The following is a 20929-nucleotide window of genomic DNA, read 5'->3' as shown; positions in this document are numbered from 1 at the left end:
CCCCGTAGGAGCGGACCTTGTCCGCGATAGCCGGAACTATCGGCGCGATTCGCGGATGAGATCCGCTCCTACGCTGCCCCACCCGTGCCATTCCCCTGTAGGAGCGCGCCCTGCGCGCGAATCGCGGGCAGGACCCGCTCCTACAGTTCGCTGGGTAGCACGGCATTCCTCCCCCGGAGCGGACCTTGTCCGCGATAGCCGGAACTATCGGCGCGATTCGCGGATGAGATCCGCTCCTACGCCGCCCCACCCACGCCATTCCCCTGTAGGAGCGCGCCCTGCGCGCGAATCGCGGGCAGGGCCCGCTCCTACCGTATGGGCGAGCACAGCTTTTCGTAAGCGCGGGCTATTCGAACAACGCATCCAGCGCCTGCTCCAGGCGCGTCACCGGGATCACCTGCAGCCCCGGCGGGGCCTCCTTGGGGGCGTTGCCCTGGGGCACGATGGCGCGCTTGAAGCCGTGCTTGGCGGCCTCCTTCAGGCGCTCCTGGCCGCTGGGCACCGGGCGCACCTCGCCGGACAGGCCGACCTCGCCGAACACCAGCAGCTGATGATCCAGCGGCCGGTTGCGCAGGCTGGACATCACCGCCGCCATCAGCGCCAGGTCCGAGGCGGTTTCCAGCACCTTCACCCCGCCCACCACGTTGAGGAACACGTCCTGGTCGTAGGTGGGGATGCCGCCGTGGCGGTGCAGCACCGCCAGCAGCATGGCGAGGCGGTTCTGGTCCAGGCCCAGGGTGACGCGCCGCGGGTTGGCCAGGTGGCTGGTGTCCACCAGCGCCTGCACCTCCACCAGCATCGGCCGCGAGCCCTCCCAGGTGGCCATGACCACGCTGCCGGGCACCGACTCCTGGGCGCGGGTGAGGAAGATCGCCGAAGGGTTGGAGACCTCCTTCAGGCCGCGGTCGGTCATGGCGAACACGCCCAGCTCGTTGACCGCGCCGAAGCGGTTCTTCACCGCCCGCAGCAGGCGCAGGCGGCCGTCGGACTCGCCCTCGAAATACAGCACGGTGTCGACCATGTGCTCCAGCACCCGCGGACCGGCCAGCGCGCCTTCCTTGGTGACGTGGCCGACCAGGAAGATCGCCGTGCCGCTCTGCTTGGCGAAGCGCACCAGCAGCGCGGCGCTCTCGCGCACCTGGGCGACGCCGCCGGGGGCCGATTGCAGCTGTTCGGTGAAGATGGTCTGGATGGAGTCGATCACCATCACCTTGGGCTGCTCGTGGCGAGCGGTGGCGATGATGGTCTCGATGCAGGTCTCGGTCATGACCTTGAGCTTGTCTTCCGGCAGGCCCAGGCGCCGCGCGCGCATGGCCACCTGCTGCTGCGACTCTTCGCCGGTGACGTAGAGCGCCGGCATGCGGCTGGCGATGCTGCACAGGGTCTGCAGGAGGATGGTCGACTTGCCGATGCCGGGGTCGCCGCCGATCAGCACGACGGAGCCATCCACCAGGCCGCCGCCCAGGGCGCGGTCGAGTTCGTTGGAAGCGGTGCTGAAGCGCGGCATCTCCTCGACGCTGACTTCCGCCAGGGTCTTGATGTTGGCCTGCTGCCCGGCCCAGCCGCCGCGTCCGGAACCAGCGGAACCGCCGGTAGGCGTGGTGTCGACGACGGTCTCCACCAAGGTGTTCCAGGCGCCGCAGTCGGCGCACTGGCCGGCCCATTTGGGGAAGGTGGCGCCGCACTCGGTGCAGCCGTACATGCGCTTGGCCTTGGCCATGGGCGGACTCCGTCGAAGACAAAGCCCGCATCATAGCGGTTCGCGCCGGGCGCTTCAGCCCGGCGCGGCAATGGCCGACGGATGCCGCCGGAGGATCAGCCCGCCAGCAGGCGGTACTGGCTCTCCATGTCGTAGCGCAGGCCTTCGCGACGCATGATCAGCGAGGCCAGGGTGCAGTCGGGGCGCTCGATGCCCTCCTCCACCCGGCTGATGCGCTGGTCCAGCAATTCGTACTGCAGTTTCAGGCGCACCAGGCGCTCCTGGGCCCGGCGCGGGTCGAAGGGGGTCTTGGCCTGCTTGCGGAGGGTCTTACCGAGGGGACGCTGCTCTTTACGCATGGCGAATCACCAGCAGTAGAAAAGGATGTCCGAAGACTACGCCCGACCTCGGCGAGCCCCCTTGATATCGATCAAGCTCAGGCTGAACGCTGCAACAGTTCGGCGATCTCGTCCTTCAGGGCGACCCGCTGCAGCTTGAGGTTGTTCAGCGCCAGGTCATCCAGCGGCTCGCGACCGTCCTCGATGTCGTAGATGCGCCGGTCCAGCTCCTCGTAGGTGCCGGCCAGGCGGGTGAAATGGCTGTTCTCGCCGATGAGCTTGGCGATCTTGGCGCGCTGATCGGGAAACTCACGGGCCAGGGGATGGTGCTCCAGCGGCATGGCGGTCCTCCTTACTGCGTGGGTGGATGATTCCCTTCAGCCTAGACCACCACCGAATTTCGCCCAGCGCCGCCGGTCATGCCGGAACTTTTGCGCTGGCGGCTGTCCATGGCGGCTCGGGGGGAGTGTTCAACGCCGGCGCGGCCGCTAAACTCCCCCCTGTCCCTCTCTATCCCTACAAGGAGTCTGTGCATGAGTCTGCTTAGCGAGTTCAAGGCCTTTGCCGTCAAAGGCAACGTGGTCGACATGGCCGTCGGTATCATCATCGGGGCCGCCTTCGGCAAGATCGTCTCGTCCTTCGTCGGCGACGTGATCATGCCGCCGATCGGCCTGCTGATCGGCGGGGTCGACTTCTCCGACCTGGCCATCACCCTCAAGGCCGCCGAGGGCGACGTCCCGGCGGTGGTGCTGGCCTACGGCAAGTTCATCCAGACCTGCCTGGACTTCCTGATCGTCGCCTTCGCCATCTTCATGGGCGTGAAGGCCATCAACCGGCTCAAGCGCGAAGAGGCCGCCGCCCCCGAAGCGCCGCCGGCGCCGACGCCCGAGGAAGTGCTGCTGACCGAGATCCGCGACCTGCTGAAGAGCCAGCAGAACCACAGCTGAGCCGGCCCCGCGCGCCGTCAGGCGGCGCGCGGCGGCTGCAGCAGCAGGCGCTCGACGCGCCGCTCCTTCACCTCCAGCACCCGCAGGCGCCAGCCGCGGTGCTCCAGTTCGTCCCCCGCCGCCGGCAGGCGGTCCAGCAGGTGCAGCGCCAGGCCGCCCAGGGTGCGGCAATCCTCCGGCGCCTGGCCGCGGAAGCCGATGCGCTCGGCCAGCAGCGCCAGGGTGGTGGCGCCGCGCACGCGCCAGCCATCGCTGCCCTTCTCGATGTCCGGGCCGGTCATCTCGCTGGCGTCCGGCAGTTCACCGGCAATCGCCTGGAGAATGTCGGTCAGCGTCAGCAGGCCCTCGAAACCGCCGAACTCGTTGACCACGAAAGCCACGTGGGTCGAAGCCTGGCGCATCTGTTCCAGGGCGCCGAGCACGCTGCAGCTGTCCGGCAGGTTCAGCGGCGCCCGCAGCAGCGGCTCGATGTCCGGCTGGCGGCCGGCGAGGATGGCCTTGAGCAGCTCCTTCTTGTGCACGTAGCCCAGCGGCTCGTCGACCTGGCCGGCGCGGATCACCAGCAGGCGCGAGAAGGGCGAATCCAGCAGCACCTGGCGCGTCTGAGCGGCGTCGGCGTCCAGGTCGATGCGGTGCACCTCGGTGCGCTCGGTCATCACCGTGCGGATGGAACGCTCGGCCAGCTCCAGCACGCCGCTGATAAGCACCCGCTCACGGCGGTCGAAGGGCGCGTCGGCCGGTTCCTCGCCCAGCATGTCGGCGATCTCCTCGCCCACCTCGTCGGCCTCCACCTTGCCGCCCAGCAGGCGCAGCACCGCATAGCGCGTGCGCTCGCGCGGGCCGCGGCTGCCCTGCAGGCTGCGCCGGCGGCGCCAGCGCACCGCCTGGTTGGCCAGCTCGATGAGGATCGAGAAGCCGATGGCGGCGTACAGGTAGCCCTTCGGGATGTGGAAGCCCAGGCCCTCGGCGGTGAGGCTGAAGCCGATCATCATGAGGAAGCCCAGGCACAGCATGATCACCGTGGGGTGGGCGTTGACGAAGGCGGTCAGCGGTTTGCTGGCGACCATCATCAGGGCCATGGAGAAGACCACGGCGATCATCATCACTTCCAGTTGCTCGACCATGCCCACGGCGGTGATCACCGCGTCCAGGGAGAACACCGCGTCGAGCACCACGATCTGCGCCACCACCGGCCAGAACGCGGCGTAGACCCGCGCGCCGCCAGCCTTGTGCACGCGGCCCTCGAGGCGTTCGTGCAATTCCAGGGTGGCCTTGAACAGCAGGAACAGGCCGCCGAACAGCATGATCAGGTCACGCCCGGAGAAGGCCTTGCCAAAGACTTCGAACAGCGGTTCGGTGAGGGTCACCAGCCAGGAGATGCTGGCCAGCAGGCCCAGGCGCATCAGCAGCGCCAGCGACAGGCCGATCAGCCGGGCGCGGTCGCGCAGCTGCGGCGGCAGCTTGTCGGCGAGGATGGCGATGAACACCAGGTTGTCGATGCCCAGCACCAGCTCCAGCAGGATCAGGGTGAGCAGGCCGAGCCAGGCCGTAGGGTCCAGGAGCCACTCCATGGTCAGCTCCGGGGCGCGCGCAGGGGCGCGGCGAGGGTGTGGGGAAAGGTACTACTGAAGGAGTCGTCGTCGGCCGCCGGGGGCGGCTCGCTCGTGTGGCAGTCCATGGGGTTCCAGGGGCTATGGATGGACGGCCATCCTAAGGGCAAAGACGCCCGCCCCTTAAGCGGGCAATCTTTTCCAAATCTTGCCTACCAGTAGTTCTCCACGGCGATCTGCCCGGGCTTGCGCGTCAGCGCCAGGCTCATGCCGCGGGTCTTCAGCACCGCGCGGGTGTCCTCGATCATCTGCGGGTTGCCGCAAAGCATCACCCGCGAATGCTCGGGGGTGAGTTCCAGGCCGGCGGCGCGCTCCAGCTCGCCGTTCTCGATCAGCGTGGTGATGCGCGCGCCCAGGCAGCCGGGCACCTGCTCGCGGGTCACCACCGGGATGAACTGCAACTTGTGCGCGTGCTCGGCCAGGTAGTCGCGTTCCGCCAGGCCGGCGATGAGCTCGCGGTAGGCCAACTCCTTTTCCTCGCGGGCGCTGTAGACCAGCTTGATGGTCTCGAAACGCTCCCACACCTCGAAGTCCTGGAGGATCGACAGGAAGGGCGCAAGCCCGGTGCCGGTGGCCAGCAGCCAGAGGTCGCGGCCGTCGGGGAAGCGGTCGAGGGTGAGGAAGCCGAAGGCCTGGCGGTCGACCAGCAGCTGGTCGCCCTCGCGCAGGCGGCTCAGCTCGCTGGTGAACTCGCCACCGGGGACCACGATGGAGAAGAACTCCAGGTGCTCGTCATGGGGCGCCGAGACCATCGAATAGGCGCGCCAGACGATGCTGCCGCTGGGCTTGTACACGCCCAGGCGGGCGAACTGCCCGGCGCGGAAGCGAAAGCCCGCATCGCGCGTGGTGCGCAGGGTGAACAGGCTGGGGGTCAGCGTCTGCACGTCGAGCAGCGTCTGACGGGTGAACTTCTCTTCGCTGGCGGTCATACTCCGCTCCCGATCCAATCTTTGCCTACAGTTTCTCCCATCGCAAGAGCGAGAAACACCGTCAGATATCAGGGCCTTTGCCGCAAACCGCGGCCGGCCTGACCTGGCGCAACGAAAAAGCGATGCCCATGCCGACCTTCCACACGCCCTTCGCCGAACTCGATCTGATCCGCCAGCCGGAGCAACGCAACGACCCGCTGCAGGCCTTCGACGCCGCCGACGAATACCTGTTGCGCCAGGTGGCCGCCGACGGCCTGATCGGGGATTGCCGGGTGCTGGTGCTCAACGACGCCTTCGGCGCCCTGGCCGCGGGCCTGGCCGGGCACGCGCAGGTGACCAGCAGCGGCGACTCCTTCCTCGCCGCCCTGGCCCTGGGCAAGAACCTGGCGCGCAACGGCCTGGCGGAGGATGCAGTGGCCTTCGTGCCGGCCAGCGAAACACCGGCGGGGCCCTTCGACCTGGTGCTGCTGCGGGTGCCCAAAACCCTGGCCCTGCTGGAGGAACAACTGATCCGCCTGCACGGCCGCCTGGCGCCGGGCGCGCGGGTGATCGCCGGGGCGATGGTCAAGCACTTGCCGCGCGCCGCCGGCGAGCTGCTGGAAAAATACATCGGCCCGGTGCAGGCCTCGCTGGCCGAAAAGAAGGCCCGCCTGCTGTTCGCCACGCCTGTGGATAAAGCCCCGGTCGCCTCGCCCTACCCCAGCCGCTACACGCTGGACGAGCCGAAGCTGGAACTGCTCAACCATGCCAACGTGTTCTGCCGCGAAGGCCTGGACATCGGCACCCGCGCCTTCCTCCCGCACCTGCCGCGCGGCCTGGGCCGCGCCAGGGTGGCGGACCTGGGCTGCGGCAACGGCGTGCTCGCCATCGCCAGCGCCCTGGCCAACCCGGAGGCCCACTACAGCCTGGTGGACGAATCCTTCATGGCTGTGCAGTCGGCCCGCGAGAACTGGCGCGCCGCCCTGGGCGAACGCGAGGCGGAATTCCACGCCGCCGACGGCCTGGCCGGACAGCCGGCGGACTCGCTGGACGTGGTGCTGTGCAACCCGCCCTTCCACCAGCAGCAGGTGGTCGGCGACTTCCTCGCCTGGCGCATGTTCCAGCAGGCCCGCCACGCGCTGGTCACTGGCGGCCAGCTGTGGATAGTCGGCAACCGCCACCTGGGCTACCACGCCAAGCTCAAGCGCCTGTTCCGCGGCGTCGAACAGGTGGCGGCGAACCCGAAGTTCGTGGTGCTCAAGGCGAGCAAGTGAGACAGGGGGCAGAGGGGCCTTCCGTAGGATGGGTTGAGCGAAGCGATACCCATCGCCATACCCGACCGTACGCCGCCCCCAGCCACGCCGCTCCCCTGTAGGAGCGCGCCCTGCGCGCGAATCGCGGGCAGGGCCCGCTCCTACAGGTTACCGGGAGGCACGGTATTCCTCCCCCGTAGGAGCGGACCTTGTCCGCGATAGCCGGACATATCGGCGCGTTTCGCGGATGAGATCCGCTCCTACGCTGCCCCAGCCACGCCGTGTCCCTGTAGGAGCGCGCCCTGCGCGCGAATCGCGGGCAGGGCCCGCTCCTACAGGTTGCCGGGAGGCACGGTATTCCTCCTTCGTAGGAGCGAACCTTGTCCGCGATAGCCGGACGTATCGGCGCGTTTCGCGGATGAGATCCGCTCCTACGCTGCCCCAGCTGCGGCATTTCCTTGTAGGAGCGAGCTTGCTCGCGAATAAACGCGGTGCCATGCGGTTCGCGAGCAAGCTCGCTCCTACGAAGAGCCGGGTGTCAGGGCCGCGGGGGTGTCTACGTCGCGCAGGACGCCGGGGTCGCCCACTTCGATGGGGCGCCAGGCTTCGCGGTGGGCTTGCAGCACCGTGCGGGCGCCTTCGTCGCCTTGCAGGGCGCGGAGTTCTGGCCAGAAGGCTCGGCCGAAGAGGACCGGGTGGCCACGTTGGCCTTGGTGCAGGGGGAAGACGATGCGCTGTTCGCTGGCCTGCGAAGCCAGCAGGCGCAGGGTTTGCGGGGCTATCCAGGGCATGTCGGCGAGCAGGATCGCCACGCTGGTGGCCGGGTTGTCGGCCAGCGCGGCGACGCCGGCGGCGAGGCTGTGGCCCAGGCCGGATTCCGCCTCCGCGCAGCGCACGATGGAGATATCCACAGGCACGCCAAGCACCGCCGCATCATCCTCCGGGCGCAGCACCACGCAGACTTCGTCGAACGCCTCGCGGGCATTGGCCAGGCTAGCCGCCAGCAAACCACGGCCATCGGCCAGGCGCGCCAGGCGCTTGTCGGCGCCGAAGCGCCGGCCGAAGCCGGCCGCCAGCAGCAGCGCGACGGTCGTCACAGGCTTTCGCGCTGGATGCCGCTGCGGGTGCGGAGGATGTCGGCGAGCACCGCCAGGGCGATTTCCGCCGGGGTCTTGCTGCCCAGGTTGAGGCCGATGGGCGCGTGGATGCGCGCCAGCTCCGCCTCGCCCAGGCCGCCGACGCGCTCCAGGCGCTCCATGCGCCTGGCCGAGGTGGTGCGCGAGCCCATCACGCCGATGTAGAAAGCTTCGGTGCGCACCGCTTCGAGCATCGCCAGGTCGTCGATCTTCGGGTCGTGGGTCAGCGCCACCACCGCGGTATCGGCGTGGCAGCCGCCGTTGGCGATGAAGATCGACGGCAGCTCGCGGCGAATCTCGATGCCGTCCAGCTCGACGCCATCCAGCGCTTCCTCGCGCGGATCGCACAGGATCACTTCGAAGCCCAGGCCCTTGCCGAACTCGGCGCAGGCATGGGCCACGCTGGAATAGCCTGCCAGCAGCAGGCGCTGGGCCGCGCCGACGCGCAACTGCACCGTGCCGGCGTCGCGTTCCACCCGGGGGCCGTGGCTGTGGTCGTCGTTCAGGCTGCGCGCGCCGCTGGCCAGGTCCACCCGGCGCAGCAGACGGCGCTGGCCGAGCAGCGCCGCTTCCAGTTCGCGCAGGTGCGCCTGGACTTCGCAGTCCGGCGCCAGGTTTTCCACCAGCACGTCGAGGATGCCGCCGCAGGGCAGGCGGATGTTGCTGCGCTCGTCGCCTTCGCCGTAGCGCACCACCTTCACCGGCTCGGCGAACTCCCCGGCGGCCACGCGTTCGAGGAAGTCATCCTCGACGCAGCCGCCGGACAGCGAGCCCACCCACTGCCCGCCCTGGTTCACCGCCAGCAGCGAGCCCGGCGCGCGCGGCGCCGAGCCGTAGGTGAAGAGCACGGTGCAGAGCCAGACGCGCTGGCCCTCCCGGGACCAGCGCAGCGCCTGGCGAATCACTTGCAGATCGAGATGTTGCACTTCACATCGCCTTGCCGGCATGGACCGGCACACCATCGGACTTCAGTTGCGCAACCGCCTTGGCGTCGAGGTCGCCGGGCAGGCCACCCCAGCTTTGACGCAGGTAGTTGAGCAGATCGGTGAGTTGCGCGTCATCCAGTTTATCCGCGAAGCCGGGCATCGGCTGCATGCGTTCGAAGCCGCCGAACTGCTGTTCGCCGATGCCGTCGACGATCACCCGCAGCAGGTTGCGCGAGTCGGCCAGGCGCAGGGTGGTGTTGCCCTGCATGGCCACGGCGATGTGCGGCTTGCCCTCGCCTTCGGTGCCGTGGCAGCCGGCGCAGACGTTGAGGTACTGCTGGCGGCCGCGCTTGGCGCTGGCGGACAGTTGTGGATAAGCCACCGCCTGCACCACCTTGGCCGCCGGAGGCTGGTCGCCCAGCAGGTAGCTGGCCATGGCCCGCAGGTCGGCGCTGTCCAGGTGCTGGGTGCTGTGGTGCAGCACCGGGAACATCTCGTTGAACATGCTGCCCTGGGCGCTCATGCCGTGCTCCAGGAAGGCCGACAGGTCGGCGTGGTTCCAGCCGCGCGCGGCCAGGTCCTCGGGCAGCAGGCTGGGCGCCAGGTAGCCGTTGAGCAGGGCGCCGGACAGGCGCTTGTCCTGCTGCAGCGCGCCGATGGCGTTGCGCGGGGTGTGGCATTCGCCGCAGTGGCCGAGCACTTCCACCAGGTACTGGCCGCGCTGCCAGGGCTCGCTCCTGCCCTCGGCGCTCTGCAGCTGGACGCTCTTGCCGTACAGCAGGTTCCAGCCGGCCAATCCCGTGCGCACGTTGAACGGGAAGCTCAGCGCGGTCTCGGGCGCCGCGCGGTGCACCGGCTCGACGGTCATCAGGTAGGCGTGGATGGCGTCGGAATCCTCGCGCCTGATCAGGTGGTACGAGGTATAGGGCATCGCCGGGTAGAGGTTGGCGCCGTCCTTGCGCTTGCCCTCGGTGAGGGCGGCGAAGAAGTCGTCGGCGCTGTAGTTGCCGATGCCGTAGTCCTTGTCCGGGGTGATGTTGCTGCCGTAGATGGTGCCGAACGGCGAGGCGATCGGCAGGCCGCCGGCGAAGGGCGCGCCGCGCGCCGCGGTGTGGCAGGCCATGCAGTCGGCGGCGCGGGCCAGGTATTCGCCGCGCTTGACCAGGTCGGCGTCGGCGGCCTGGGCGCCGGCGACCAGGCCCGCGCTCAGCAGCAGGCCGGTTAGCAGTCGCGCCATGCTCAGCCCTCCTTGACCAGGCCGAGGTCGCTGAGGACCTCGGCGGTGGCGTTGTAGTAGCGCACGTAGCCGGTGCAGCGGCAGATGTGGTGGCCCAGGCTGGCCTCGATCACCGACTCCAGCTCGCTCTTCTTCAGCGGCTGGCGCTGGGCCTTTTCCACCAGCACGGTGGCGGCGTTGACGAAGCCCGGCGCGCAGTAGCTGCACTGGAAGGCGAAGCGCTCGACGAACTTCTGCTGGATCGGGTTCAGCTCGCTCACCTGGCCCTGCGCATCGCGCTTGGCGTGGCCTTCGATGGTGCGCACCTTCTTGCCGTCGAACCAGTTGGCGCCGGTGATGCAGGTGCGCACTTCCTCGCTGGTGCCGTCGGGGTTGTCGACGATCACCACGCAGGCGTGGCAGATGCCCTGGCCGCAGCCCAGGCGCGAGCCGGTGAGGTTCTGGTATTCGTGCAGGTAGTCGATCATCGGCAGGTCTTCGGGGACCTCGACCGGACCGACGCCTTGACCGTTGAGGGTCAGCTGGAGCTTAGCCATTGAGGGCCTCCTTGATGCGGGCGGGGGTGGCGGGCAGGTCGCGGACGCGCTTGCCGATGGCGTGGGCGATGGCGTTGCCCACGGCGCCGGCGATGGGGATCATCACCACTTCGGCGATGCCCTTGGACGGGTCGCTGGGCGACAGCGGCGGGAGGATCTCCGAGGTCTGCTGCCACACCGCCACGTCCTTGGCGCGCGGCAGGCGGTAGCGGTTGAAGTTCCAGTCGCCCTCGGCCGGGCCGCCCTCGTGCAGCGGCATCTCTTCCAGCAGCGCGTGGCCCAGGCCCATGGCGGTGCCGCCCTCGATCTGGCCCTTGACCAGCTCCGGCACCAGCACCCGGCCGCACTCCACCCAGGAGTGGTGGTTGAGCACCTGCACCTCGTGGCTGCCCTTGTTGACCTTCAGCTCCACCAGGGTGGCCACCGGGCTGTAGTAGGTGACCGCGGCGTTGTTCAGCTGCACCGGCGGGTAGTTCACGTTCCTGCGGTCCAGCAGGTGGAAGCCGGCGCTGGTCATCTGCGCCTTCTTCGCCTGCGGCGCGCCGTCGCCGTATTTCACCGCCAGGCCGTCCAGCGGCAGGCGTTCGGCGACGCCGTCGATGCTGAATTCGCACTCGGCCCAGCTCCAGCGGTTGAAGGCGTGCACCGTGGCGCCGGTGACCAGGCCGCGCTCGTGGGCGCGCCTGGCCAGCACGGCGAAGGGCAGCGGCTGCATGCCGTTGGCGGTGAGTTCGCCGTTCACCCAGTGGGCGTCCTCGCGGCGCACCACGTAGGGGTTGGCCTGGCCGCCGTAGGGGCCCTGGCGCCAGATTTCTAGGGCCGCCGGCCACAGCCCGTGGTTGAACAGCACGCGCGCCGCCTCGCGGGTGGCGTGGCTGAAGTAGTAGGCCGAGTTGGTGGCCGAGGACGCCGAGGCGTACTTGCCCACCCAGCGCGGGTTGCGCAGCTTCTCGTCCTGGGTGGCCTGGCTCATGGTGTAGGGGTCTTCGCCGCTGAGCAGCTGCAGCTCCGGCCACTGCGTCTCGGCGGTCTTCACCTCGTCCGCCGGGCGGCCGAGGAAGTCGGCGGCGACCAGGGCCTGGGAGGTGGACATGCCGGTGCCGATCTCGATGCCGATGTGGCGCAGGTGGATGCGCCCCTCGGCGTCGAACTCCAGGCTGGCCATGGGCGCCTCGGAGCCGGTGCCGAAGTCCTTCTGGCAGATGGCGAAGCCGACGCCGTACCAGTTGTCCGGGTCCTGCGCGTCGAACTGCTTCTTGCGCTCGGCACGGTTCTTCCACACCTCGTGGGCGGCGGCCTTGTCGAGGATCTCGTGCAGGCGCAGGGCGCCGGCGGGCACAGCGCCCTGAGTGTTCTTCATGCCCGAGACCAGCGCGTTGCGCCGGCGCAACTCGATGGGGTCGGCGCCCAGGCGCTCGGCGATCTCGTCCACCATCATCTCGGTGGAGGCCATGCTCTGCAGGGTGCCGTAGCCGCGCATGGAGCCGGCCTCGACGCCGCGCGAATGGTAGGCGGTGGCCTGCAGGTCGCTCTGCGGCATGTAGTAGATGGACTGCGCGGCGGTGGCGCCCACGGCGGCCACCGAGGCGCTGTAGTTGGCGCGGCCGCCGCCGTCCAGGCTCATCTCGGCGCGGAAGATGCGGAAGCCCAGGTCCTTCTTGTCCACCGCCAGCTGGTAGCGGATGTCGAAGGCGTGGCGCTTGATGCCGCTCTGGAACTGCTCGTAGCGGTCGTTCGCCAGGCGCACCGGCACGCCTTCGCCATACAGCGCCGCCAGGGCCGCGTAGAAGACGAAGATGTTGTGGTCCTTGGAGCCGTAGCCGACCGTGTAGCCGGGGTGGATGTTCAACGTGGCCAGGCCGAAGCGCGACGGCGCGATCATGTGCACCGTCTCGTAGGCGGCCTCGAACGGGCACTGGGTGGCGACCACGAAGTGCAGGGTCTTGCTGGCCGGGTCGTACCAGCCGTTGCCGTTGTCCGGCTCCAGCGCGGCGGGCTCGATGGACGGCGTCCTGTAGCGCTCGTCGAAGACCAGCCAGTCGGCCGGCGGGTTGTCCACCTGGTCCTTGATCTTCTGCGCGTAGAACAGGCCCTGCTCGGTGAGGTCGCCGTGCTGGCTGGGCTGCTGGTCCCACACCGGCTTGCGGTTGCGGATCATCGGGAACAGGATCGAGGCCTTGAGGCTGGAGAACTCGTCCTCGTCGGCCGAGGTCTTCCCGCCCACCCGCACGTAGCGGAAGCTGCCGTAGGGGTCGCCCTGGTACAGCGGCGCCTGGGCGCCGTAGCGGATGGCCTTGTCGTTGAACTTCAGCTTGAGCTTGGCCCGGCGGAAGCGCTCGAAGTCGTGCCAGATGAGGATGGCCACCGGGTGGCCGATGAACATCGGCACCTTGCCGGCGGGCAGCAGCGGGTCCGGGCCGTGGGCCTCGGGGAAGGCGATGCCGTCTTTGGCCAGATCGTCGGCGGTGACGATGCGGTCCGGCTGCAGATCATCGCCCAGCCAGGCGAGGTCGTAGCCTTCGTAGAGGCGGTCGGCCTTGAGCGTCTTCAGCAGCATGGCGTGGCCCTGCTGCTGTGGCCAGCCGGGCATGTCCTTGGCGCGGATGTCGCGGGCGAACACCTTGTTGCCGCAGACCTTGGAAATGGCGTCGTTGCGGAAGCGCACCTTGCCGTCGTGGCCGAGCCACTGCTCGGCCGGCACCGTCACGCTCTTCTCCATCAAGGCAGCGAAAGCCCGGCTGCCCAGCGGCGCCAGGGTGACGCTCACGCCGGCGATCAGACCGCCCTGGAGGAAAGCGCGCCGGGAGATATCACGGTTGGACATGGATCATCCTCTGGGCGGTGCACTACCCGCCCATGTCGTTATGGAGTTCTGGAACCGGCGGAACCGAGGCAAAGGACTGCGCGACGGCGGCATGCGAGCCGCGTCGTCCTACGGAAAATCCTGACCGATACGTCAACTTTACCCAAATCCTACGCCTCAGGCAAAAGTTAAGCAGGGCGGTCAGCGAACCGAATGCGCCGTGGCCGTCCACTCGTCTGAAGGAAAATGCCTACCGAATTTGTTACGGCGTGCTACGCTCACCGGCCTTTGCTTAGCTCCCTAACCAGTCGTCCGCGCACCATGTCCGCCGAAGCCACCTCGCTGCTCCGCCACCGTCCCTTCCTCGCCTTCTGGCTCGCCCGCGTGTGCACCGCCAGTGGCTTCCAGATGCTCACCGTGGCCATCGGCTGGCACATGTACGAGCTGACCCACAATGTGCTCGACCTCGGCCTGGTGGGCCTGGTGGAGTTCCTGCCGCGGGTGCTGTTCATGCTGCACACCGGGCACGTCGCCGACCGCTACGACCGGCGCAAGGTCGCCGCCCTGTGCCAGGTGGCCCAGGGCCTGGTGGCGCTGGCCCTGGTGCTGGGCGCCAGCACCGGCAACGTGACCCGCGAGATGATCTTCGTGCTGGCCTTCCTGCTCGGCAGCGCGCGTTCCTTCGAGATGCCGACCACCCAGGCGCTGCTGCCGAACATCGTGCCCAGCGCCCTCTTCCCCCGCGCGGTGGCCGCCTCGGCCTCGGCCATGCAGGCGGCGACCATCGCCGCGCCGGCCCTGGGCGGCCTGCTCTACGCCTTCGGCGCCTTCTGGGTGTACGCGCCGACCACGCTGCTCTATTTCATGGCCTGCGCGCTGTCGCTGAGCCTGCAGGCGCGCCGGCAGAACAGCATCCAGGGCAAGGCCAGCCTGCAGTCGCTGATGGCCGGCATCCATTTCATCCGCAGCCGCCCGGACATCTTCGGCGCCATCTCCCTGGACCTGTTCGCCGTGCTGCTGGGCGGCGCCACCGCGCTGCTGCCGGTGTTCGCCAAGGACATCCTGCTCACCGGCCCCTGGGGCCTGGGCCTGCTGCGCTCGGCGCCGGCGGTGGGCGCGCTGCTGATGTCGTTCTGGCTGGCGCGCTTCCCCATCGAGCGCAACGTCGGGCGCATCATGTTCCTGGCGGTGGGCATCTTCGGCGTGGCGACCATCGCCTTCGGCCTGTCCACGTCCTTCTGGCTGTCCCTGGGCGTGCTGGTGGTGCTGGGCGCGGCGGACATGATCAGCATGGTGATCCGCGGCGCCTTCGTGCAGCTGGAGACCCCGGACGAGATGCGCGGCCGCGTCAGCGCGGTGAACGGGCTGTTCATCGGCGCCAGCAACCAGCTCGGCGAGTTCGAGTCGGGGCTGACAGCGCACTGGTTCGGCACGGTGCCGGCGGTGGTCATCGGCGGCGTGGGCACGCTGATCGTTACCGGGGCGTGGATGAAGCTGTTTCCGACGTTGGCGCAGCGGGACAAGTTGCACTGAAGCGCTCTTCGCTCTTCGCTCTTCGTAGGAGCGAGCTTGCTCGCGAACAGAGCTTCCCGGCGACTTTGCGGTCTGGGTTGCAGAGCGCCCTCTCCCCAGCCCTCTCCCTTAAGGGAGAGGGGGCTAGTCCGTGCCGAGAACGATATGGTTTCCGCCGGAAACACCATGCCTGCCGGCTAACTCCAGAACGCCCGACTCTGCCCAACGGTCCCCTCTCCCTTCAGGGAGAGGGTTAGGGAGAGGGAGCGGAGTCAGCCCCAGCGCTGTAGCGACAGGGAGACGCCATTCGCGAGCAAGCTCGCTCCTACGAAAAGCCAAAAAGCCAAAAAGCCGAAAGCCCAAAAAGCCCCCGCATAAAAAAGCCCCCGCCAAAGCGGGGGCTACAGGCACCCGAAGGCGCCCAAGTGGGAGTCTCAGTGCGGCGTCCCCAACCCCGCCGCATTCATCAGCAGGCGCATCAGCCAAGCCGCCACACCCAGGGCGGCGACGCTACCCGCCCAGATCAGCACCAGCCAGCCCAGGCGCTTGTACAGTGGCGCTTTCACGGTTTGCGGTTTCATCGCCGAGCCCTCAGTGGTAGCCATCGCCGTGCTTCACCTTGCCGCGGAACACGTAGTAGCTCCAGGCGGTGTAGCCGAGGATGAAGGGGATGATGAACAGCGCGCCCACCAGCATGAAGCCCTGGCTCTGCGGCGGCGCCGAGGCGGCCTGGATGCTCACCCCCGGCGGGATGATGTTCGGCCACAGGCTGATGCCCAGGCCGCTGTAGCCGAGGAAGATCAGCACCAGGGTGAGCACGAAGGGCAGCGCGTTGTCGTTGCGCGCCACCGAGCGCAGCAGGGCGTAGAAGGTCAGCAGCACCAGCAGCGGCACCGGGGCGAACCAGAACAGGTTGGGCAGGCTGAACCAGCGCTGGGCTATGTCGGCGTGGGCCAGCGGCGTCCACAGGCTGACGATGCCGATCACCGCCAGCAGCACCAGCGCCAGCGGCCGCGCCAGGTCGTGCATGCGCTCCTGCAGCTTGCCTTCGGTCTTCATGATCAGCCAGGTGCAGCCCAGCAGGCTGTAGGCGACGATCAGGCCCAGGCCGCAGAACAGCGGGAAGGGCGCCAGCCAGTCCAGCGAGCCGCCGGCGTACTGCCCGTCGACCACCGGCAGGCCCTCGATGAAGGCGCCCAGGGCCACGCCCTGGAAGAAGGTCGCCGCCAGCGAGCCGCCGATGAAGGCCTTGTCCCAGATGTGCCGCTTGCGCGCCTTGGCCTTGAAGCGGAACTCGAAGGCCACGCCGCGGAAGATCAACCCCACCAGCATCAGCACCAGCGGCAGGTACAGCGCCGAGAGCACCACCGAGTAGGCCATCGGGAAGGCGCCGAACAGCCCCGCGCCGCCGAGCACCAGCCAGGTCTCGTTGCCGTCCCACACCGGCGCCACCGTGTTCATCATCACGTCGCGGTCGCGCTCGTCCTTGAAGAACGGGTAGAGCATGCCGATGCCGAGGTCGAAGCCGTCCATCACCACGTACATCATCACGCCGAAGATGATGATCACCGCCCAGATCAGCGGAAGGTCGATACCCATGCTCAGTTCCTCCCCGCCGGATGGTCGTCATCCTCGTCGAAGCCCTCGGCGGTGGCCGACAGCGGCCGCGCCGCGGTGCGCTGGCGACCGGCGCCGCCCTCGTTGTGCTCGCGGCCCTCGTCGGTGACCGGGCCCTTGCGCACCAGGCGCATCATGTAGCCGATGCCCACGCCGAACAGCGAGAAGTACACCAGAACGAACATCACCAGGGTCAGGCTCATCTGCAGGGTGCTGTGGTTGGACACGCCGTCGGCGGTGCGCATCAGCCCGTAGACCACCCAGGGCTGGCGGCCGACCTCGGTGGTGAACCAGCCGGCGAGCAGCGCCAGCAGCCCCGAGGGGCCCATCCACAGCACCAGGCGCAGGAAGGCGCGGTTGCGGTACAGCCCCTCGCGCCAGCGCAGCCACAGGCTCCAGACGCCAACCAGGATCATCAGCATGCCCAGGCCGGCCATGATGCGGAACGACCAGAAGACGATGGTGGAGTTGGGCCGGTCCTCGCGCGGGAAGTCCTTCAGCGCCGGGATCGGCTCGGTCAGGCTGTGGCGCAGGATCAGGCTGCCGAGCACCGGGATCTCGACCTTGAAGCGGGTTTCCTCGCGCTGCATGTCCGGCCAGCCGAACAGGATCAGCGGCGTCGGGCCGCCTTCGCTGTTGTCCCAGTGGCCCTCGATGGCGGCGATCTTCGCCGGCTGGTGCTCCAGGGTGTTCAGGCCGTGGGCGTCGCCGATCATGGCCTGGATGGGCGCGACCAGCAGCGCCATCCACATGGCCATGGAAAGCATCTTGCGGATCGCCGGGTTGTCGCGCCCGCGCAGCAGGTGCCAGGCCGCCGAGGCGCCGACGAAGAAGGCGGTGGAGAGGAAGGCGGCGATGGACATGTGCAGCAGGCGGTAGGGGAAGGACGGGTTGAAGATCACCGCGAACCAGTCCACCGGGATCACCCGCCCGTCGACGATCTCGAAGCCTTGCGGCGTCTGCATCCAGCTGTTGGAGGCGAGGATCCAGAAGGTCGACACCAGCGTGCCCAGGGCCACCATCACCGTGGCGAAGAAGTGCAGGCCCGGGCCGACGCGGTTCCAGCCGAACAGCATCACGCCGAGGAAGCCGGCCTCGAGGAAGAACGCAGTCAGCACCTCGTAGGTCAGCAAGGGCCCGGTGATGCTCCCGGCGTAGGCGGAGAAGTGGCTCCAGTTGGTGCCGAACTGGTAGGCCATCACCAGGCCGGAGACCACGCCCATGCCGAAGTTGACCGCGAATATCTTCGACCAGAAGTGATAGAGGTCGCGGTAGACCTCCTGGCCGCTCTTCAGCCACAACCCTTCGAGCACCGCCAGGTAACTGGCCAGGCCGATGGTGATGGCGGGGAAGATGATATGGAAGGAGACGGTAAAGGCGAACTGCATACGCGCCAGTTCCAACGCCTCAAGACCCAACATGACGTTTCCTCTTCAGGGTGACGCCCGTCGTCGCACGCAGCGGGCAACTCGCCGGCCCACGGGAGCCGACAGTTTCAGCGGTGATCCTGGAATCGGATTCTTGTTCGGGCCGGCGGACCTGTGGTCGCGGCGGTACGCCAAGCAAAGACTAGCAGGGCGTGCATTGATGCAGCTCAAGAAAGCCCGTCGATGGTACCCCCGGCCCCGGAAAATGCCGCCGTGGCGGGTTGCCGCGCGGCAGCTTGCCTCAGTCCGAATATGAATTTCAGTCATATAAAAATGAATAAATAATATTTTAATGGAATAAAAAATCCCGGTAGCTTTCGCTCCAACGGCGCCCGCAGAGGCGCCGGAGCCAACCCCCGCCGCCCGCGTCGCCGCCACGAGCGCGACCTGCCCGGCACGCTGCCCTACAAGGACACCGTCATGAAGAAACTGCTGCTCATCACTGCCCTCGCCGCCGCCTTCAGCGCCTCGGTCAACGCCAACGAGAAACTGGTGGTGGCCGCCACCCCGGTGCCCCACGCGGAAATCCTCGAGCTGATCAAGCCGACCCTGGCCAAGGAAGGGGTGGACCTGGAGATCAAGGTCTTCACCGACTACGTGCAGCCCAACGTGCAGGTGGCCGAGAAGCGCCTGGACGCCAACTACTTCCAGACCAAGCCGTACCTGGACAACTTCAACAAGGGCAAGGGCACCGACCTGGTCACCGTGACCGGCGTGCACGTCGAACCCTTCGGCGGCTACTCGAAGAAGTACAAGTCCCTGGCCGAGCTGCCCGACGGCGCCACCGTCGCCCTGCCCAACGAAGGCAGCAACAGCGGCCGCGCCCTGCTCCTGCTGCAGAAGGCCGGCGTCATCAAGCTGAAGGACCCGCACAACGCCCTGGCCACGCCGAAAGACATCGCCGAGAACCCCAAGCACCTGAAGTTCAAGGAGCTGGAATCGGCCCTGCTGCCGCGCGTGCTGGACCAGGTCGACCTGGACCTGATCAACACCAACTACGCCCTGGAAGCCAAGCTCAACCCGGTGAAGGACGCCCTGATCCTCGAAGACCGCAACTCGCCCTACGTGAACTACCTGGTGGCGCGCCCGGACAACAAGGACAGCGACGCGCTGAAGAAACTCTCCGCGGCCCTTACCAGCCCGGAAGTGAAGGCCTTCATCGAGAAGAAATACGACGGCGCGGTGATCCCCGCCTTCTGATCGATGCCCAGCCGGCGGCGCCGCGCAGCGCCGCCCATCCCCCACGCCGGTGAGCATCCGCACCGGCGTTTTCATTTCGAGATCGCGCAGATGAAAGTCCCCCAACCGCTGCTGACCTTCCCCGACGCCGACAAGAGCCCGCTGAGCATCCGCGCCAAGGCGCTGGTGTTCTTCGACCCGCGTTCGCACCAGGTGCGCGACGAGGTCGAGCGCCTGGCCCCGGGCCTGCAGCCGGTGCTGATCCGCGGCGAGACCGGCACCGGCAAGGAACTGCTGGCCCGGCACATCCACCGCGCCAGCGAGCGCCCCGGGCTGTTCGTCGCGGTGAGCTGCAGCGCGCTGAGCCGCAACTTCGCCGAGGCCGAGCTGTTCGGCTACGCCCCCGGCGCCCACAACGGCCCGGTGGGCAGCCGCGCCGGCTGGCTGGGCTCGGCCAACGGCGGCACCCTGTACCTGGACGAGATCGCCGACCTGCCGCTGGCCTTGCAGGAGAAACTCCTGCGCGTGCTGCAGGAACGCGAAGTGCTGCGCGTCGGCGCCCGCGAACCGATCCCGGTGGACGTGCGCCTGGTGGTGGCTACCAGCATCGACCTGGGCCAGGCGGTGGCGGCCGGCAAGTTCCTCGAACCGCTGCGGCAATACCTGGTGGACGGCGACCTGGAACTGCCGCCGCTGCGCCAGCGCATCGGCGACATCCTGCCATTGGCCGAATACTTCCTCGGCATCCACGCCCAGCGCCTGGACCTGCCGGTGCCGCACATCGGCGAAGCGACCCAGGCGGCGCTGGAGGCCTACCCCTGGCCGGGCAACATCCGCGAGCTGGAGAACGTCATCCACTTCGCCCTGCTGGTCAGCCCGGGAGCGGAAATCCAGCCGCAGCACCTGAACCTGCCCGACGCCGCGCCGGCGGAGCTGCGCCAGCTGCTGCGCCGGCCCGGCGTGCGCGAACAGTTGCGCGCGCTGCTGGAAGAGGACCCGCTCCCGTAGGTGCCGGCTACGCTGAGCTGCTCTTCTGCTCTTCGTAGGAGCGAGCTTGCTCGCGAACAGACTCCGCTGCGGGGCTCATTCGCGAGCAAGAACTAGGCGTCCCCCTCGCTCCTACGAGAAGCCGTGCTCGCCTGCAATGTAGGAGCAACTGTCTTGCAAGCCGCGCCGGGGCGCTTTTCGTAGGATGGGTTGAGCTTGCGAAACCCATGCGGTTGCGCTGATGGGTATCGCTTCGCTCAACACCATCCTACGAAAAGCCATGCGCGCTCCTGCAAGGATCTCGGCCCCCGCGAAAAAGCGTCTCCTAAGCCCTGAACGTCCGCGAAAAGCGACGAATGGTCGCAGTGAAACGATTCGCCTACCCCGCCGCCGGCAGCAGGGAATCCTGATGGAAAGGTCAAAAACAGGAATTTCTCTGACATTTACAGCAAAAAGCAGCCTCATCGACCACATCGATACCGATCATCAGGCGCATCAACTTCTTTTTGTCATGAAGATCAGGGAAAATGGCTGTCAGGCAGTCGGGACCCAATTTCCCCGGCGCCTTTGGAGACTATCGTGACCAGCTTTGCCGCTCTTGCCAGCTTTTTCGCCGCCACCGCTTTCCTCAACGTACCTCAGCAGGTCGATCCGGAACGCCGTGAAGTCCGCCGCGTGAAGCGCCGCCGCAAGTAAAGCAGTACCCGCTCCGCTCGGCCCCCGCACGGGGCCGGCGGCGGGACCATCGGTCCCGAGGATTGGCCCTGGCACGGCCTTTCGTGTTTATATTGATCGGTTGATCAATTAAAAACAC

General features: G+C 67.9%; 19 protein-coding genes. 6 read left to right on the top strand and 13 right to left on the bottom strand.

Annotated elements, in window-relative coordinates:
• Positions 1 to 346 precede the first annotated feature (346 nt).
• From radA to M8R19_RS20020, 3 genes are all read right to left on the bottom strand, one after another.
• Positions 347 to 1720 carry a DNA repair protein RadA gene (gene radA / locus M8R19_RS20030; protein WP_249918705.1) on the bottom strand — a complete coding sequence of 458 codons (1374 nt, stop codon included), beginning with the start codon at positions 1718 to 1720 and terminating at the stop codon, positions 347 to 349.
• Positions 1721 to 1815: 95 nt separating this feature from the next.
• Positions 1816 to 2058 carry a hypothetical protein gene (locus tag M8R19_RS20025; RefSeq protein WP_074981196.1) on the bottom strand — a complete coding sequence of 81 codons (243 nt, stop codon included), beginning with the start codon at positions 2056 to 2058 and terminating at the stop codon, positions 1816 to 1818.
• Positions 2059 to 2135: 77 nt separating this feature from the next.
• Positions 2136 to 2378, bottom strand: coding sequence for an HP1242/YdcH family protein (locus M8R19_RS20020; protein WP_074981193.1), 243 nt, complete (start codon positions 2376 to 2378; stop codon positions 2136 to 2138).
• Positions 2379 to 2570: 192 nt separating this feature from the next.
• Here M8R19_RS20020 and mscL point away from each other — a divergent pair, with 192 nt between their 5' ends.
• Entirely contained in the window at positions 2571 to 2984 is a 414-nt protein-coding gene (mscL, locus tag M8R19_RS20015; RefSeq protein WP_249918704.1) for a large-conductance mechanosensitive channel protein MscL, read from the top strand.
• A 17-nt stretch (positions 2985 to 3001) separates the two neighbouring features.
• Here mscL and M8R19_RS20010 read toward each other — a convergent pair whose 3' ends face one another.
• Both M8R19_RS20010 and M8R19_RS20005 read right to left on the bottom strand, forming a co-directional pair.
• Positions 3002 to 4555 (bottom strand): TerC family protein, encoded by a 1554-nt coding sequence (locus tag M8R19_RS20010; RefSeq protein ID WP_249918703.1) that lies wholly within the window; start codon positions 4553 to 4555, stop codon positions 3002 to 3004.
• A 191-nt stretch (positions 4556 to 4746) separates the two neighbouring features.
• A complete protein-coding gene (locus M8R19_RS20005; RefSeq protein ID WP_249918702.1) occupies positions 4747 to 5523 on the bottom strand; it encodes a ferredoxin--NADP reductase in 777 nt (258 codons plus the stop codon).
• 128 nt (positions 5524 to 5651) lie between these two features.
• On the opposite strand from M8R19_RS20005, the gene M8R19_RS20000 reads away from it, so the two are divergent.
• The gene (locus tag M8R19_RS20000) at positions 5652 to 6776 is read left to right on the top strand and encodes a methyltransferase (RefSeq protein ID WP_249920200.1); all 1125 of its coding nucleotides are present in this window, start codon (positions 5652 to 5654) and stop codon (positions 6774 to 6776) included.
• Between the two features lie 500 nt (positions 6777 to 7276).
• On the opposite strand, the gene M8R19_RS19995 is transcribed toward M8R19_RS20000, so the two are convergent.
• Genes M8R19_RS19995 through M8R19_RS19975 form a run of 5 tightly spaced genes read right to left on the bottom strand, consistent with a single transcriptional unit; the run spans position 7277 to position 13414 of the window.
• Positions 7277 to 7852: a nucleotidyltransferase family protein gene (locus M8R19_RS19995; protein ID WP_249918701.1), complete on the bottom strand. Its 576-nt coding sequence runs from the start codon at positions 7850 to 7852 to the stop codon at positions 7277 to 7279.
• Entirely contained in the window at positions 7849 to 8817 is a 969-nt protein-coding gene (locus tag M8R19_RS19990; RefSeq protein WP_249918700.1) for an XdhC family protein, read from the bottom strand. Before M8R19_RS19990 ends, M8R19_RS19995 begins: the two co-directional genes overlap by 4 nt.
• A 1-nt stretch (position 8818) precedes the next feature.
• Positions 8819 to 10054: a c-type cytochrome gene (locus tag M8R19_RS19985; protein WP_249918699.1), complete on the bottom strand. Its 1236-nt coding sequence runs from the start codon at positions 10052 to 10054 to the stop codon at positions 8819 to 8821.
• A 2-nt stretch (positions 10055 to 10056) separates the two neighbouring features.
• Positions 10057 to 10590, bottom strand: a complete 534-nt coding sequence (locus M8R19_RS19980) for a (2Fe-2S)-binding protein (RefSeq protein WP_064584484.1) — start codon at positions 10588 to 10590, stop codon at positions 10057 to 10059.
• Entirely contained in the window at positions 10583 to 13414 is a 2832-nt protein-coding gene (locus M8R19_RS19975; protein WP_249918698.1) for a xanthine dehydrogenase family protein molybdopterin-binding subunit, read from the bottom strand. Before M8R19_RS19975 ends, M8R19_RS19980 begins: the two co-directional genes overlap by 8 nt.
• A 300-nt stretch (positions 13415 to 13714) precedes the next feature.
• Here M8R19_RS19975 and M8R19_RS19970 point away from each other — a divergent pair, with 300 nt between their 5' ends.
• On the top strand, positions 13715 to 14926 hold the full coding sequence (locus tag M8R19_RS19970; protein ID WP_116424339.1) for an MFS transporter: 1212 nt from the start codon (positions 13715 to 13717) through the stop codon (positions 14924 to 14926).
• A 413-nt stretch (positions 14927 to 15339) separates the two neighbouring features.
• Here M8R19_RS19970 and M8R19_RS19965 read toward each other — a convergent pair whose 3' ends face one another.
• The 3 genes from M8R19_RS19965 to M8R19_RS19955 are packed head-to-tail and all read right to left on the bottom strand — an operon-like array spanning position 15340 to position 17943.
• Positions 15340 to 15486 carry a DUF2474 domain-containing protein gene (locus M8R19_RS19965; protein WP_009613174.1) on the bottom strand — a complete coding sequence of 49 codons (147 nt, stop codon included), beginning with the start codon at positions 15484 to 15486 and terminating at the stop codon, positions 15340 to 15342.
• 10 nt (positions 15487 to 15496) lie between these two features.
• Positions 15497 to 16504, bottom strand: coding sequence for a cytochrome d ubiquinol oxidase subunit II (cydB, locus tag M8R19_RS19960; RefSeq protein WP_249918697.1), 1008 nt, complete (start codon positions 16502 to 16504; stop codon positions 15497 to 15499).
• A 2-nt stretch (positions 16505 to 16506) separates the two neighbouring features.
• Complete coding sequence (locus tag M8R19_RS19955; protein ID WP_249918696.1) at positions 16507 to 17943, bottom strand: cytochrome ubiquinol oxidase subunit I; 1437 nt, start codon at positions 17941 to 17943, stop codon at positions 16507 to 16509.
• Between the two features lie 426 nt (positions 17944 to 18369).
• On the opposite strand from M8R19_RS19955, the gene M8R19_RS19950 reads away from it, so the two are divergent.
• The 3 genes from M8R19_RS19950 to M8R19_RS19940 all read left to right on the top strand — a co-directional run bounded on the left by M8R19_RS19950 (position 18370) and on the right by M8R19_RS19940 (position 20698).
• On the top strand, positions 18370 to 19149 hold the full coding sequence (locus M8R19_RS19950) for a MetQ/NlpA family ABC transporter substrate-binding protein (protein ID WP_074982906.1): 780 nt from the start codon (positions 18370 to 18372) through the stop codon (positions 19147 to 19149).
• 90 nt (positions 19150 to 19239) lie between these two features.
• Positions 19240 to 20136: a sigma 54-interacting transcriptional regulator gene (locus tag M8R19_RS19945; RefSeq protein ID WP_058488314.1), complete on the top strand. Its 897-nt coding sequence runs from the start codon at positions 19240 to 19242 to the stop codon at positions 20134 to 20136.
• Between the two features lie 220 nt (positions 20137 to 20356).
• Positions 20357 to 20698 (top strand): hypothetical protein, encoded by a 342-nt coding sequence (locus M8R19_RS19940; RefSeq protein WP_135499954.1) that lies wholly within the window; start codon positions 20357 to 20359, stop codon positions 20696 to 20698.
• The last annotated feature ends 231 nt before the right edge of the window (positions 20699 to 20929 follow it).

Origin of the sequence: Pseudomonas sp. R3.Fl (genome assembly GCF_023516765.1) — a bacterium.
GTDB lineage: Bacteria > Pseudomonadota > Gammaproteobacteria > Pseudomonadales > Pseudomonadaceae > Pseudomonas > Pseudomonas citronellolis.
This window is presented reverse-complemented; position numbering and strand designations above follow the sequence as displayed.

Coding starts and splice junctions, on each gene's coding strand:
- M8R19_RS20000 (WP_249920200.1), top strand. CDS start 5,652: ATGCCGACCTTCCACACGCCCTTCGCCGAACTCGATCTGATCCGCCAG.
- M8R19_RS19985 (WP_249918699.1), bottom strand. CDS start 10,054: ATGGCGCGACTGCTAACCGGCCTGCTGCTGAGCGCGGGCCTGGTCGCC.
- M8R19_RS20025 (WP_074981196.1), bottom strand. CDS start 2,058: ATGCGTAAAGAGCAGCGTCCCCTCGGTAAGACCCTCCGCAAGCAGGCC.
- cydB (WP_249918697.1), bottom strand. CDS start 16,504: ATGGGTATCGACCTTCCGCTGATCTGGGCGGTGATCATCATCTTCGGC.
- M8R19_RS19940 (WP_135499954.1), top strand. CDS start 20,357: ATGGGTATCGCTTCGCTCAACACCATCCTACGAAAAGCCATGCGCGCT.
- mscL (WP_249918704.1), top strand. CDS start 2,571: ATGAGTCTGCTTAGCGAGTTCAAGGCCTTTGCCGTCAAAGGCAACGTG.
- M8R19_RS20005 (WP_249918702.1), bottom strand. CDS start 5,523: ATGACCGCCAGCGAAGAGAAGTTCACCCGTCAGACGCTGCTCGACGTG.
- radA (WP_249918705.1), bottom strand. CDS start 1,720: ATGGCCAAGGCCAAGCGCATGTACGGCTGCACCGAGTGCGGCGCCACC.
- M8R19_RS19965 (WP_009613174.1), bottom strand. CDS start 15,486: ATGAAACCGCAAACCGTGAAAGCGCCACTGTACAAGCGCCTGGGCTGG.
- M8R19_RS19980 (WP_064584484.1), bottom strand. CDS start 10,590: ATGGCTAAGCTCCAGCTGACCCTCAACGGTCAAGGCGTCGGTCCGGTC.
- M8R19_RS19955 (WP_249918696.1), bottom strand. CDS start 17,943: ATGTTGGGTCTTGAGGCGTTGGAACTGGCGCGTATGCAGTTCGCCTTT.
- M8R19_RS19975 (WP_249918698.1), bottom strand. CDS start 13,414: ATGTCCAACCGTGATATCTCCCGGCGCGCTTTCCTCCAGGGCGGTCTG.
- M8R19_RS20010 (WP_249918703.1), bottom strand. CDS start 4,555: ATGGAGTGGCTCCTGGACCCTACGGCCTGGCTCGGCCTGCTCACCCTG.
- M8R19_RS19970 (WP_116424339.1), top strand. CDS start 13,715: ATGTCCGCCGAAGCCACCTCGCTGCTCCGCCACCGTCCCTTCCTCGCC.
- M8R19_RS19950 (WP_074982906.1), top strand. CDS start 18,370: ATGAAGAAACTGCTGCTCATCACTGCCCTCGCCGCCGCCTTCAGCGCC.
- M8R19_RS19945 (WP_058488314.1), top strand. CDS start 19,240: ATGAAAGTCCCCCAACCGCTGCTGACCTTCCCCGACGCCGACAAGAGC.
- M8R19_RS20020 (WP_074981193.1), bottom strand. CDS start 2,378: ATGCCGCTGGAGCACCATCCCCTGGCCCGTGAGTTTCCCGATCAGCGC.